12 protein-coding genes are annotated in these 12197 nt (G+C 42.1%); 6 read left to right on the plus strand and 6 right to left on the minus strand.

Annotation, left to right across the window (positions count from 1 at the left end):
* Positions 1-95 precede the first annotated feature (95 nt).
* On the plus strand, positions 96-1568 hold the full coding sequence (locus tag GGQ95_RS06080) for an o-succinylbenzoate--CoA ligase (protein ID WP_183186485.1): 1473 nt from the start codon (positions 96-98) through the stop codon (positions 1566-1568).
* Positions 1569-1776: 208 nt separating this feature from the next.
* Here GGQ95_RS06080 and GGQ95_RS06085 read toward each other — a convergent pair whose 3' ends face one another.
* Positions 1777-1938: a DUF1540 domain-containing protein gene (locus tag GGQ95_RS06085; protein ID WP_080862021.1), complete on the minus strand. Its 162-nt coding sequence runs from the start codon at positions 1936-1938 to the stop codon at positions 1777-1779.
* A 163-nt stretch (positions 1939-2101) separates the two neighbouring features.
* Here GGQ95_RS06085 and GGQ95_RS06090 point away from each other — a divergent pair, with 163 nt between their 5' ends.
* From GGQ95_RS06090 to GGQ95_RS06105, 4 genes are all read left to right on the plus strand, one after another.
* On the plus strand, positions 2102-2401 hold the full coding sequence (locus tag GGQ95_RS06090; RefSeq protein WP_044745842.1) for a DUF2325 domain-containing protein: 300 nt from the start codon (positions 2102-2104) through the stop codon (positions 2399-2401).
* Between the two features lie 19 nt (positions 2402-2420).
* Entirely contained in the window at positions 2421-2945 is a 525-nt protein-coding gene (locus GGQ95_RS06095; RefSeq protein ID WP_066150005.1) for a hypothetical protein, read from the plus strand.
* 63 nt (positions 2946-3008) lie between these two features.
* Positions 3009-5090, plus strand: a complete 2082-nt coding sequence (locus GGQ95_RS06100) for a hypothetical protein (protein WP_183186486.1) — start codon at positions 3009-3011, stop codon at positions 5088-5090.
* A 96-nt stretch (positions 5091-5186) separates the two neighbouring features.
* Positions 5187-7142: a beta-propeller fold lactonase family protein gene (locus GGQ95_RS06105; RefSeq protein WP_183186487.1), complete on the plus strand. Its 1956-nt coding sequence runs from the start codon at positions 5187-5189 to the stop codon at positions 7140-7142.
* Positions 7143-7212: 70 nt separating this feature from the next.
* Here the strand turns inward: GGQ95_RS06105 and GGQ95_RS06110 are convergent, their stop codons facing one another.
* The 4 genes from GGQ95_RS06110 to yidD all read right to left on the minus strand — a co-directional run bounded on the left by GGQ95_RS06110 (position 7213) and on the right by yidD (position 11162).
* Positions 7213-8253 (minus strand): cytochrome d ubiquinol oxidase subunit II, encoded by a 1041-nt coding sequence (locus GGQ95_RS06110; protein WP_066150013.1) that lies wholly within the window; start codon positions 8251-8253, stop codon positions 7213-7215.
* A 13-nt stretch (positions 8254-8266) separates the two neighbouring features.
* Positions 8267-9619, minus strand: coding sequence for a cytochrome ubiquinol oxidase subunit I (locus tag GGQ95_RS06115; protein WP_080862026.1), 1353 nt, complete (start codon positions 9617-9619; stop codon positions 8267-8269).
* A 132-nt stretch (positions 9620-9751) separates the two neighbouring features.
* Positions 9752-10732: a metal ABC transporter solute-binding protein, Zn/Mn family gene (locus tag GGQ95_RS06120; protein WP_080862027.1), complete on the minus strand. Its 981-nt coding sequence runs from the start codon at positions 10730-10732 to the stop codon at positions 9752-9754.
* Positions 10733-10928: 196 nt separating this feature from the next.
* Entirely contained in the window at positions 10929-11162 is a 234-nt protein-coding gene (gene yidD, locus GGQ95_RS06125; protein ID WP_044745849.1) for a membrane protein insertion efficiency factor YidD, read from the minus strand.
* Between the two features lie 150 nt (positions 11163-11312).
* On the opposite strand from yidD, the gene GGQ95_RS06130 reads away from it, so the two are divergent.
* Positions 11313-11786 carry an S-ribosylhomocysteine lyase gene (locus GGQ95_RS06130; RefSeq protein ID WP_027409561.1) on the plus strand — a complete coding sequence of 158 codons (474 nt, stop codon included), beginning with the start codon at positions 11313-11315 and terminating at the stop codon, positions 11784-11786.
* A gap of 15 nt (positions 11787-11801) precedes the next feature.
* Here GGQ95_RS06130 and ytzI read toward each other — a convergent pair whose 3' ends face one another.
* Positions 11802-11972, minus strand: a complete 171-nt coding sequence (gene ytzI / locus GGQ95_RS06135; protein WP_080862028.1) for a YtzI protein — start codon at positions 11970-11972, stop codon at positions 11802-11804.
* Positions 11973-12197: the final 225 nt, after the last annotated feature.

Here is a 12197-nt window from a genome sequence, read left to right on the forward strand (position 1 = left end):
CTCATGAGCGGATGAGTGATGCGATTCACTTAGGATGAAAACGTTCGTTAACAGTCTGAAGCTGCTTCTTTGTATCAAGCAAAGGAGGGGACTTTATGTATACATCAACACCAAACTGGCTTATGCAGCGTGCGTTTTTGACTCCAGAACGCATTGCTGTTTACGAGGGAAGTGGGCAAAAAACATTTGCTGAGCTTCATACAGCAGCGGTAAGAGCGGCGGGAAGGCTAGCTTATCTTGGCGTCCAACGCGGTGATATTGTCGCTATATTGATGAAAAATAGCACGGCGATGGTGGAAATCATTCATGGACTTCATTATATTGGAGCCGTTGTATTGTTGCAAAATATAAGATTAACAGCCTCAGAATTGAATTGGCAAATTGAAGATAGCGGAGCGAAATGGTGGATTGTCGATGAACAATGGCGCGATGATGCCAACAGCAGCTCAGTTCCTGTTGTAACGGCAACAGAGCTTGCTTCATTGCCAGAGCAAGAGGTGCCGCTTCAGCAAGAATATGATTTTCACGAAGTAGCAACAATTATGTATACATCGGGCACAACAGGAAAGCCAAAGGGAGTATTACAAACTTATGGAAATCATTGGTGGAGCGCGATTGGCTCAGCTTTAAATTTAGGCTTATTGGAAAGGGATTGTTGGCTTGCCGCTGTTCCGTTCTTTCATATAAGTGGGTTGTCGATCTTGATGAGAAGTGTGATTTATGGAATGAGCGTTTATGTGATGCAGCACTTTGATGCGAAAAAAGCAAATGAGATCATTCTAGGAGAAAAAGCCACGATTATGTCTGTTGTCAGCACCATGCTACAGCAAATGATTTCCGAATTGGGAAGCTTGACATATCCCCATACATTCCGGTGTATGCTGCTTGGGGGAGGACCCGCGCCAAAGCCGCTGCTGGAAGCGTGCCGCGATAAAGGAATTCCTGTGTATCAAACTTATGGAATGACAGAAACGGCATCACAAATTGTTACATTAGCGCCAGAGTATAGTTTTTCTAAGCTAGGGTCAGCAGGAAAACCGCTTTTTCCCGCTCAGCTTCGCGTCGAAACGGATGGGCGAACAGCTAGGCCGTATGAACCTGGAGAAATTGTTGTGAAGGGGCCAAATGTAGCGAAAGGATATTTGCATCGGCCAGAAGCAACTAAAAAAGCGTTACGGAATGGCTGGTTTTATACAGGGGATATGGGCTATATAGATGAAGAAGGGTTTCTTTATGTTCTTGATCGCCGATCCGATTTGATTATTTCTGGCGGTGAAAATATTTATCCGGCAGAGATTGAAGCGATACTGCTTTCGCATGAAGCGGTCGAAGAAGCGGGAGTGACGGGAGTGGAAGATGAGCGCTGGGGACAGGTGCCTTATGCTTTTGTTAAACTGAGAAATGGCGTATCGGTTACACCGCCACAGCTTTTAGAATTTTGTCGGGAGCGCTTGGCAAAGTACAAGGTGCCAAAACGTATATATATAGTAGATGAGCTGCCGCGCAATGCGGCCAAAAAGCTGTTGCGGCGCCAATTAATTCATTTAATTCCAAAACACGAACAATAAAAAAAGAGGTAATCCGTCTATATAAACGGATGAACCTCTTTTTATTTTTATGGCTTAACTATTCATATAAAGGAATTGATACAAATTGAAACGATAGACAACTGCTAGCCTATTTCGTTTTCTTCTGCACAGCCTGTGTCCCGCTTTTTCTATGACATAACAGGGAAAATTCCGAATTATGGTAAAATGCGGATAAAGATAAGCTCTTTTATAGCTCGTCGTTTGGTACGAACGTTTTACAGTCCGTCTCGCCAGAGTTAGAAGCTTCTGTTCCGGTGTGACTGACTACATAAATGGCTTCTGCACTGCAGCGATTTCCTTCTGCCCAGTAATGACAGTTTTTCACTTCACAAAGCACATCTTTTGCCATCGTGATTCCCTCCATAAGTTTAGTAAATTTAATACATTTTTATTTTTGACTGATTAAAAAAAAGATATAACGGAAATAATAAGAAATTTTATATCTATTGACATAGAGAATCATTCTCAATTAGAATGAAAATAAAGTTGAAAGCAATGGAGGGAAAGAAAATATGTCATCGTTGCTTGTAGTAGGTGCTGATCATCTCGGAAATATTACCGATAAATTGATAAATTCAGGATTTAAGGAAATTATTCATCTGGATGGCCGCAAAGTGAATATGGTTAAGCGGGATATTCCTGAACATATCGATCTTGTTCTGGTGATGACCGACTATGTTAATCATAATTTAGCCAAAGTAATTAAGCAAAAAGCGAAAAACCAAGAAAAACCGATTTATTTTGTAAAGCGTTCATGGAGTTCTATTCATCTTGTGCTGCAAAAAGCGAAAGTAACGAAACAAGCGAATTGAGAGGTGGAGGGATACATAAATGAGTGCCGTCAAGCTATGTATGCCTCAAAATTGGCGCCAGCTAGTAGGTGAAGCGATGAAAAAAATCATTACAGAATATTATCAGGCTCCTTCTTCGTCGCGATCCGCTTCACTTGTATTAAAGCTTGTAGAAAAACATTGGCGCCACGTAGATCAAGAAGTGTTTCATTCCAATATCCATTATTATACAGTACTAGCGAAAACGACGGACTATTTACTTCGTTTTTTAGATCCGACGATTGACTGGTTTCTTTTATTTGAGAGAATTGAATATGGGACGAAACATGTCGATGTTGATATTGCATACAAACAAGATGAAATGTGCATCATCCGCAAATTTATCCTCCAAGAGGATGAAGCGTTTTATTCTTATTATATGAATAGGATAGCAGCGGCATTTGAGAGCGAAAGAAGAGAGAGCTCTAAAACAGTAGCAGTAGAATTTTGTTCGCTTCTTACTGGACAACGCCAAATACAGGCTGTCGTTGCGCAAAATCGTTTAAAACAGTTGAAAACAAAATAAATTAAGATAAAATAAACATAGATGATAATGAAAATCGTTTTAAAGTTACTGGGGGATGTAGCTATGGGAAAAAAACCGTGGAAGGTTATGACGACAACGGCCGTGATTTCATCACTCTTGCTGGCTTCAGCGTGTTCACCAACCAATGAAGCGAGCGAGAAAAAACAGAAAGGTGAGACATCAGCCAATATTTCTGTGCCGGTGACCGATTATTCTTTTGATACAGCCGGCAACATGTTTGCGTATTCAGAATTTGAGTTGTCAGGGGAGCCTTTGGCCGAGGGGCTTGGACTTGATTTGGATGTATTGGATGCGCGTAAAATGGATAAACCGACAAAATTTGATTATATTGCAGGGATTGAATCGTACGAATACTCAGAAGAAGCAATGTACGAGGTCACGGAGAAGTCGGGACTTGGGCTGCATTTGATTTATGGTCCAATGACAGAGCAGCAGGCGCAAAAAGCGCAGAAGTCAAACGATGAGGTGTTGGCAGAGCGATTTTACCAATTGGCTGACAGTGTAGGGTATGCGCATGAAGAAATTTTCCGCAATATGTTTCCGACAATGATTGAATATGCAGGCGGTGATCCGCATTATGCCCAAAAAGTCGATACAGACGTGTATGCGGAAAATAATGACAAAACCTATGTTCCGGTTTATCAAGTCGATTTTCAATCGCTTCGTTGGGATCGGAGCAAAATGGAGAAACGATTAACTCCTTCTGCCTATGGCGGCACATTTTTAAAACAGGCATTATGGGCTGGAGATTTTTTAGGTGGCTTACATACCGTTGATAAAGATGAAGAGATTGAAGCGAAAACCAAAAATGACGATCAAGATCCTAACATTGCGCTTGGAGTAAGCTCCGCAGATGGCATGCAAGGCATGATTTTAACTGAAGAAATTTGGAACAAGCTTAATTTTGTCCGCGATCATTTATTTTACAGTGCGAAACAGCAAGGGCTAACAAAAGCAGCAGGAAGCCAATATAATCCTCAAAGCGGCTGGGTATATTTGCCTCATGAAATTGAGGTGATAGAAGATGGGAATGAATTGGCGCCAAAGGTAAAACAGCTCATTGTGAAGGATAAAAGAAGCTTGTTGCAAGATCAATGGCTGATGCTTTGGCCTGCATCAGAATTCTATGGTGTGACAGATCAGCGGCCGGATAATAAAAATCAAAATCCTGCTTTTCTAGCTGTATTTGACGGATCGCCATATCCAAGTGCGCCGAAAGAAAATCTCGATCAAAATCCAACGAATGATGTTGTTTCGAATGATCCATATTCAGTGAATCGCGATGTGGTATTGCAGGTGTTTAAAAATATTGATGCCATGCACTTTAATCAAGAAGTAGGCGCTTTTGTTGAAGAGAATAACGGAAGTGCACAAGGAAAACGAGTAGATACGTTCCAGGCAGGCTATACGATGGAAGCGCTGCGCATTTTTGAGCGCGCGATTGATGGATTGCCTGTGGGTTACGCAAGCGGAGAAGATGCCCAAGGCCTTGGCACTCCTGAAGGAAAACGTGCACTTGAACTGATCAAAAAACAAGCTGATTTTATCATGAATGAATTAATAAGGGAAGATGGCCTTGTAGCAAATGGCTGGATCATTGGTCAAGGTCCTGAAACAGACGAACCTACTCTTCTTGCCCAACTCGGTGCGATTCGCGGTCTCACAGCGGCATTTTTAGCGACGAAAGACGAGCAATACCGGGAGGCAGCACGTAAAGTTTATGAAGCGATGGACAAGCATTTTTGGGATCAAAAACTCCGTGTTTATAAGACGGGAAAAAATGAAATGAAATATACTCCATTTGTAGCTGGAGCGTTATCAGGTGTGCTGCGCATTGCCCTTAACAATCTCAATAACACGGACTCCGATCAGCCTGTCAAAGTACTGGAAAGAGAGACCATCATTTCGCGCTATGTTGATTTTTATGATCGGATTATTGATGGTCCAAGCATCAAGGAAGGAATGCAGGCCAGTGAATTTTGGGATACCGGAGATGTGTATATAAAAGGCGACAAATCAGGCAATACAGATGGGGACAATGTGCCACAAGTGCAAGCAGGACACGGAAAATATGGAATTGCGCCAATTTTATTGAATGTGGAAGTAAAACCAAAAAAAGAATAAATAATGGATAAAAGCGGCAAGCATTGAGATTTGCCGCTTTTTCATATAAAATGATAATGGTTTTCATTTTCGTGAATCAAAATGGGGGAAACGCTGATGAAAAGAGGGGTCTTACTTATTTTTTTTCTGATTCTAACGAGTTGTCAGGCAAGTCCAGTGTTTCATTCAGACCAAAAAACCATTCGTCACTATGCCGTCCACAGCGACAATATTGCCATTAACAAAAAAGGAACTATGCTGTATATCGCCAATATTGATGTTCCTTCTGTCACGCTAATCGATGCAAAGACGAAGCAGAAAAAAGCAGAGATTGCTGTCGGAAAGGAGCCTAGACAGCTTGCATTAAGTCCGGACGAACAATTTTTATACGTGTCCTGTATGCATGATGACCGAGTAGATATTATTTCGCTTAAAGAGAAAAAAGTGATGGGTCATTTAAAAACAGGAATTGAACCATTTGGAGTTGTGACAAGCCAGGACGGAAGAACGCTTTACGTAGCTAATTATCGTTCAGGAACGGTATCAGTATTTGATTTGGAAAAGCAAAAAGAAACGAAAGAAATTCCAGTTGGTGATCGACCGCGTACGCTGGCGTTAACGGCTGATGGCCGAAAGTTGTATGTACCTCATTATCTAGATGGAAAAATAAGTGTGATTGATACGAAAAAAAATCAAGTCATCAAAGAAATTACGTTAGCGCCATCACCGGATCAGGAGGATCGGAAAAAGAGCCAAGGTATTCCGAACACGCTTGAGCAGTTTGTCATTGCACCAGATGGAAAAAAAGCCTACATTCCTCATTTACTGACGAATATTGATACGCCGATTCAGTTTGAAGAAACGGTTTTTCCGGCCATTTCTGTCATTGATCTTGCATCCGATCAAGAATTGGTGGATGAGAGAAAGGAATTATTCGCGGAAATCAATGTCCAAGATGTGAAAAATGAAACGATCATTGTTTCGAATCCATATGATATTGTGTTTCAGCCAGATGGAAGCAAAATGTACGCCGTGATGTCAGGAAGCGAAGATTTAGTCGTATTTGATTTAAAACGCGGCGGAAACGCAACCCAAATTTTGCGGCGCATTGAAGGGAATAATCCGAGAGGGATTGTAATTTCACCGAATGGAAAGCAATTATTTGTCCACAATGCAATGAGCCATGATCTTGCCGTCATTCATACAGGAGGCAAAGCGCCTTATGCGAAAGCAAGATCAGTAAAAGGAACGATACGCTTAATTGCCAAAGATTCTTTATCACCACTTGTCCGTGAAGGAAAAACGATTTTTTATAGCGCGAATAGCGACGAATTTGCGATCGATATTACAGGAAATAACTGGATGAGTTGTGCTTCCTGCCATAGTGACGGGGAAATAAACGGGCTGACACTTTTGACGCCCAAAGGGCCGCGCAACGTGCCAAGCAATGTGCTAACGACCAAGACGGGATTGTTTATGTGGGATGGCTCTCGCGATGATTTTAGCGATTACATTCATACGGTACAAAATGAAATGGGCGGGATGATGGCCCTTGATCCAGGGAAGCCGCTGCCATCGGATGTGCAGCATATGTATGATGCGATTCTTGCGTATTTAGATGATCCTCATTCGTTTCCTGTACCGAAAAGCCCGTATCGAAATAAAGATGGAAGCTTGACAGCAAAAGCGCAAGAAGGCGAAAAGCTGTTTAACGGTAAAGGGAACTGTCTCAGCTGTCATCGAGGAGAATATTTTACAGATAGTACAAAAGCAGTGGACGATCAAGGAGTATTGACGATAGCGAATACCGCTTATTTACATGATATTGGCACAGCGAATCCACAGGATAAAGCTTCAAATGGAGACGCGAGAGCCCATTTTGCCAACCCTCGCACACCAAAACAATGGGATACGCCGACATTGCGAGGAGTTTGGGCGACGGCCCCTTACTTGCATGATGGCAGCGCCAAAACGATCGAAGAAGCCATTCAGCGCCATCAGACAAAAGAGGTGACAAGCTTAACAAAAGGAGAAATAGCCGCTATTGCGGAATATGTGCGTTCACTTGAATAAAGTCACCGGGAAGCCGTTTTGACCATGGCCAAAACGGCTTTTTTATGACGATCTCAATAACTGCCAAACGTTATGATGGATCATTTTTTTGAAGATAGCGTTTATCCTTCATAAATAATCGCCAAAAATAGATGAATCCCGGAAAGAGAATAACAAACCCGATGATGTATGACATAAACAGCGCGCGAAAAGTATTCGGATGAGTGAAACCTGACTGAATCGTGACATCCGGATAGATCATATATGGCAAGTGGGCCTTTCCATAAGCGTAGCTCGCTAAAAAGTATTGAATGACAATGGCGACGACCGCTAATCGAGGTTTTCCCCGTATGGACTGATGCTTGGCAGACGGCAAGAATAGAGCGGCCCCCGCTACAAAAAACATGGCCACGGAACCGATGAGCCATGGCAAATAGTCCATTATTCGCTCGTACAGCCAAGGTGCTTCATCCTGCATCGTCAGCATAATAAAAAGCGCCATTAATAAGGAAATGGGTCCGAGAATGAGAGCATCTCTGCGATAGGTTTGATATGCCTCCAGCTCATTCGCTTCATTGGAGTAGTCGGCAAGCAGCAGGGAAGAAAGAAACAATGTGCTGGAGATGGCGAAGCCAATGAACGCATATTCATGCGGGCTTGTAAACAGCTTATCCATTCTCAGTTTTGCGACCCCGTCAACCGTTTCAATAAATTCGCCATGTGTGATTGGCAAGACGCTAATCAGTAGAGCTGGGATGATCATGCCGCTGATTCCCGAAATGTAGGTCAGCACTTTTTCATATTCCTTAGCGATATGGGCAAATACTAAAAAAGCGCTGCGAATCGCGAGAAGCAGTAAAATAATGCTCCCGGGAATTAATAAAACAGTTCCCAACAAAAAGGTCGCTCCAGGAAAAAAGCTGACAAGCGCGACAACGATTGCCACAATAAACACATTGGTCACTTCCCATGTAGGGGAAAGATAGCGATTGGCAATATTGGTTGCGGCTGTTTTTTCCCGATTCATATAAATCATCGACCAAAAACCAGCTCCAAAATCCATGGTTGCCATGACCGCATAGATAAAAATAAATCCCCATAGCACAGTGATGGCAATGAGTTCATTTGTCATGTTCCTCGCCTCCTTATTGCGTAAAATGATTTGAATGTCCGGTTTCCTGTGAATCTAGTTCGTTGATGACAGGATGGCGCCGAAAATAGTATTTTAATACGAGAACGACGGCGATGCTTAATACAATATAGATGGCTGCGAACAAGATAAACAGCAGTGCCAAATTCTCCGATTGTGTCACAGCGTCCTCTGTTTTCATCATCCTGTATATAACCCATGGCTGTCTGCCTGTACAGGCAAAGATCCAGCCAAATTCAATAGCCAGCATGGAAAGAGGTCCGGAAGCGATAATGGCCCACATCAGCGGACGAGGAAACGCAGGGCGTTTCATCACTTTGCTCCAAACCAATCCGATCAAGGAGAGCAGGATAAGGAATGAGCCGATGCCTACCATCGCATTAAATAGTGTATGGATAAATAATGGCGGCCACCATTCTTTAGGAAAATCGTTTAATCCTTGTACAACGGTATCAAAGCTATTACCGGCAAGAAAGCTGAGGAGCCATGGAATTTCGATTGCCCATTTCACCGATTGCGTGTCAGGATCTGTAAAACCGCCAATGGCAAGAGGAGCGTGCGATTGCGTTTCGAACAATCCTTCAGCTGCTGCCAGCTTTTCCGGCTGATATTCATGCAAAAGCTGTGCGGCTTCATGGCCATTCAGCGCTGTTAAAATAGAAAAAATCCCGCCAACAACAAGCGAAAGCATCAGTGCTTTACGATAAAATTCAAGAACGCGTTTATTTTTTTCCCGCAACATTTTGTAAGCAGAAATTGAAGCAAGGACAAATGCTCCTGTCATAAAGGCTGAAACTGTTACATGTCCAGCGGTGACAAAAAAGCTGGGATTAAAAAATGCAGCCCAAGGATCTACGTCAACGACTTGGCCGTTTTCGATGCGAAAACCGTCGGGAGTGCCTTCAAAAGCATGAACATTTGTAATTAAAATAGCGGAAGCGCTTGCGCCAAGGGCAACAAGAGTAACGCTCAAAATTCTCATGGCCGGCGAAATACGATCAGCGGCATATACGTAGATAGACATGAATAATGCCTCAACAAAAAAAGCATAGATTTCAATTTGGAAAGGCAGCGCCATCACTTTGCCGATCACTTCCATAAATCCAGGCCATAGCAATGAAAGCTGGACGCCGGCAATGGTTCCGGAGGGAATGGCAACTCCCAGCAGTACTGCTATCCCTTTTGTCCATCTTTTAGCCATAACTGCATAGTCGCGATTTTTCGTTTTTTGATAGAGCAGTTCGGCACATAAAATCATTAGCGGAATTCCCACACCGAGAGACGCAAAAATAATATGAAACGCCATAGTAGTGCCAAATAGAGAGCGGGCAATGACCAAATCATCCATAAAAAGACCGTCCTTCCATTCATGATTAGCTGCTGTTATTATCCACATATTTCTAAAAAATATGCAGAGAAGAAATCATAGGAAAAAACGAAACCACACTGTCAAGTGGACAGTGTGGTTTCGTTTTTTTTATTATTGCAACGCTTGTTTTAATACGTTGATATTTTGATGCATGATGGTGAAGTAGTCTTTATTTTCTTTTATATCTTCGCTTGTAAGTGTTTCTAAATTATGAAGGCGAAGAACTTCAGCGCCGATTTCGTTTTTGACAACTTCAGCCACCTTTGGTGTGACATTTTGTTCAAAGATGACATAATGAATTTGTTTCTTTTTCGCGAGTTGAATCATTTGAGCCAGCTCTTTTTGTGAAGGTTCATTAGTCGGTGAAAGACCCGCGATGCTTAATTGCTCAATGCCATATCTTTTTTCCCAATAGCCGTAGGCTGCATGAGAAACAAGAAGTTCTTTTTTAGGAGCGTCTTTTACTACAGCTTGCAATTGTTGATCTATATCAAGCAACTGCTGTTTTAAAGCGGCAAAATTGTTTTCAAATGTTTCCTTCGCATCTGGCTTTAGCTCAATCAAAGCATTTTTTATGTTTTCGGCAATTGTAATGCATAAAATAGGATCTAACCAAACGTGGGGATCTTTATCGCCATGATGATGACCGTCGTCATCGTGCCCTTCCGCTTCTTCATGCCCTTCGTGTTCTTCCCCTTCTTCATCGTGATGGGCAGAATCAAGCAATTGAATTCCTTTAGAAGCTTCCACGAGCTTTACATGCTCGTTTTTTAGTGCTTGTTTCGTTTGATCGACGAATCCTTCCATTCCTTGGCCGATATAAATAAATGCATCAGCATCTGCTAAATTTTTCATCGTTTGCGTTGTCGGTTCAAATGTATGTGCCTCAACGCCAGGAGGATAAATGCTTTCTGCTTTTATGTAGCGTCCACCAATTTTTTGCGCAAAATCTTGCAACGGATAAACAGTCGTATAAATAGTAAGTGTGTTTTTTGGCTTGTTTGTATCGGTTGCTTCTTCACGTTTATTGCAGCCAAACAGCATGATTGATCCAACAAGAAGAATGATGGTTAACAGTGTTTTTCGTCTCATGAATGCTCTCCTTTCTCATTTTTACCAAGCAGAGATGAATGGTCTCATTTATTATATCGTAATCATTACGATTTGAATAGTATTTTTTTTCTTTTTATTCACCCATGCAGTTAGTTAATCATTACGTGTAGCTATAAGAAAGACGGACTTGCTGCCATTACATGAAAATGCACGATAATAAGCCGCAAGCCCATGCTTATTTGGCATCTTCCCATTTTTCCGGGACTGGATCGAAGCCTCCAGGATGAAAGGGGTGACACTTGACAATGCGTTTGATCGTCAACCAGCCTCCTTTGATTGCGCCAAAGCGCTTAACTGCTTCAAGACCGTAATGGGAGCATGTCGGATAAAAACGGCATGTCGGCGGCTTTAACGGAGAAATCACCATTTGATAAAAACGAATGAGAGCGATCAATAAGCGTTTCAACATTTGCATCACACCCAGTGAATAAAATATACTATCATCAATGTATCATAAATCGCACAAGTCATCACCTTTGAATAATCCGTATAAAGTAGATGAAAAAAATCGGATTTATGTGTATGATAGTATTTAGAAAATAACGATAGGAGTGATACAATGCCTTCAGTAGAAAGCTTTGAACTCGACCATTGCGCTGTGAAAGCGCCGTATGTGAGACATTGCGGCGTGCATAAAGTGGGAAGCGATGGCGTTGTGAATAAATTTGACATTCGTTTTTGCCAGCCAAATAAGCAAGCGATGAAGCCCGATGCTATTCATACGCTTGAGCATTTGCTTGCATTCAATATTCGCAAGCATGCGGAAAAATACGATCATTTTGATATCATTGATATCTCACCAATGGGATGTCAAACGGGCTACTATTTAGTTGTCAGCGGTTCTCCTACTGTGGAGGAAATTATCGATCTGCTTGAAGATACAATGAAGGATGCGGTAAATGCGACAGAAGTCCCAGCTGCAACGGAACAGCAATGCGGGCAGGCGAAGCTTCATGATTTAGAGGGAGCTAAGCGTCTAATGCGTTTTTGGCTGGAACAAGATAAGGAAGAACTGAAGAAAGTATTTGGATAATCGTAAGGCGGCCATTTAAACATGGCCGCCTTCGTTTTTTTCTTTCTGCTTGTGTTCTGGTAAATGCGGATTGTTATCAATAGGATCGACGGTATGCTTGTATTGATAGGCTTTTGATGTGGTGGCGACAGCCAGAATAAGAACGACTAAAATAATGATGATGGAAATGATAAGGATTGTAAACATTGGCTCCCCACTTTCTATGTTTGAATTCCTCTCTTTATTTTAACATACTCCACCGAGAAGTCTCCCATCTCTTAACGGAATATAGATGGGAGCGGTTCATCATAAGCGCTGAGAAAGGGAACGAATAAGATTGTAGCCATTTAAATGGAAATAGTGACATAAGATAAAGAGGCAAAAAACGAACTGCTTTGAAGCGTGATGCCTAGGGTTGAAAGCGACGGTGTT

Source organism: Anoxybacteroides rupiense (assembly GCF_014196195.1).
GTDB classification, from domain to species: domain Bacteria; phylum Bacillota; class Bacilli; order Bacillales; family Anoxybacillaceae; genus Anoxybacteroides; species Anoxybacteroides rupiense.

Excerpts from the sequence above, each read along its gene's own strand:
- GGQ95_RS06080 (WP_183186485.1), top strand. The coding sequence starts at position 96 with ATGTATACATCAACACCAAACTGGCTTATGCAGCGTGCGTTTTTGACT.
- GGQ95_RS06085 (WP_080862021.1), bottom strand. The coding sequence starts at position 1,938 with ATGGCAAAAGATGTGCTTTGTGAAGTGAAAAACTGTCATTACTGGGCA.
- GGQ95_RS06090 (WP_044745842.1), top strand. The coding sequence starts at position 2,102 with ATGTCATCGTTGCTTGTAGTAGGTGCTGATCATCTCGGAAATATTACC.
- GGQ95_RS06095 (WP_066150005.1), top strand. The coding sequence starts at position 2,421 with ATGAGTGCCGTCAAGCTATGTATGCCTCAAAATTGGCGCCAGCTAGTA.
- GGQ95_RS06100 (WP_183186486.1), top strand. The coding sequence starts at position 3,009 with ATGGGAAAAAAACCGTGGAAGGTTATGACGACAACGGCCGTGATTTCA.
- GGQ95_RS06105 (WP_183186487.1), top strand. The coding sequence starts at position 5,187 with ATGAAAAGAGGGGTCTTACTTATTTTTTTTCTGATTCTAACGAGTTGT.
- GGQ95_RS06110 (WP_066150013.1), bottom strand. The coding sequence starts at position 8,253 with ATGACAAATGAACTCATTGCCATCACTGTGCTATGGGGATTTATTTTT.
- GGQ95_RS06115 (WP_080862026.1), bottom strand. The coding sequence starts at position 9,619 with ATGGATGATTTGGTCATTGCCCGCTCTCTATTTGGCACTACTATGGCG.
- GGQ95_RS06120 (WP_080862027.1), bottom strand. The coding sequence starts at position 10,732 with ATGAGACGAAAAACACTGTTAACCATCATTCTTCTTGTTGGATCAATC.
- yidD (WP_044745849.1), bottom strand. The coding sequence starts at position 11,162 with ATGTTGAAACGCTTATTGATCGCTCTCATTCGTTTTTATCAAATGGTG.
- GGQ95_RS06130 (WP_027409561.1), top strand. The coding sequence starts at position 11,313 with ATGCCTTCAGTAGAAAGCTTTGAACTCGACCATTGCGCTGTGAAAGCG.
- ytzI (WP_080862028.1), bottom strand. The coding sequence starts at position 11,972 with ATGTTTACAATCCTTATCATTTCCATCATCATTATTTTAGTCGTTCTT.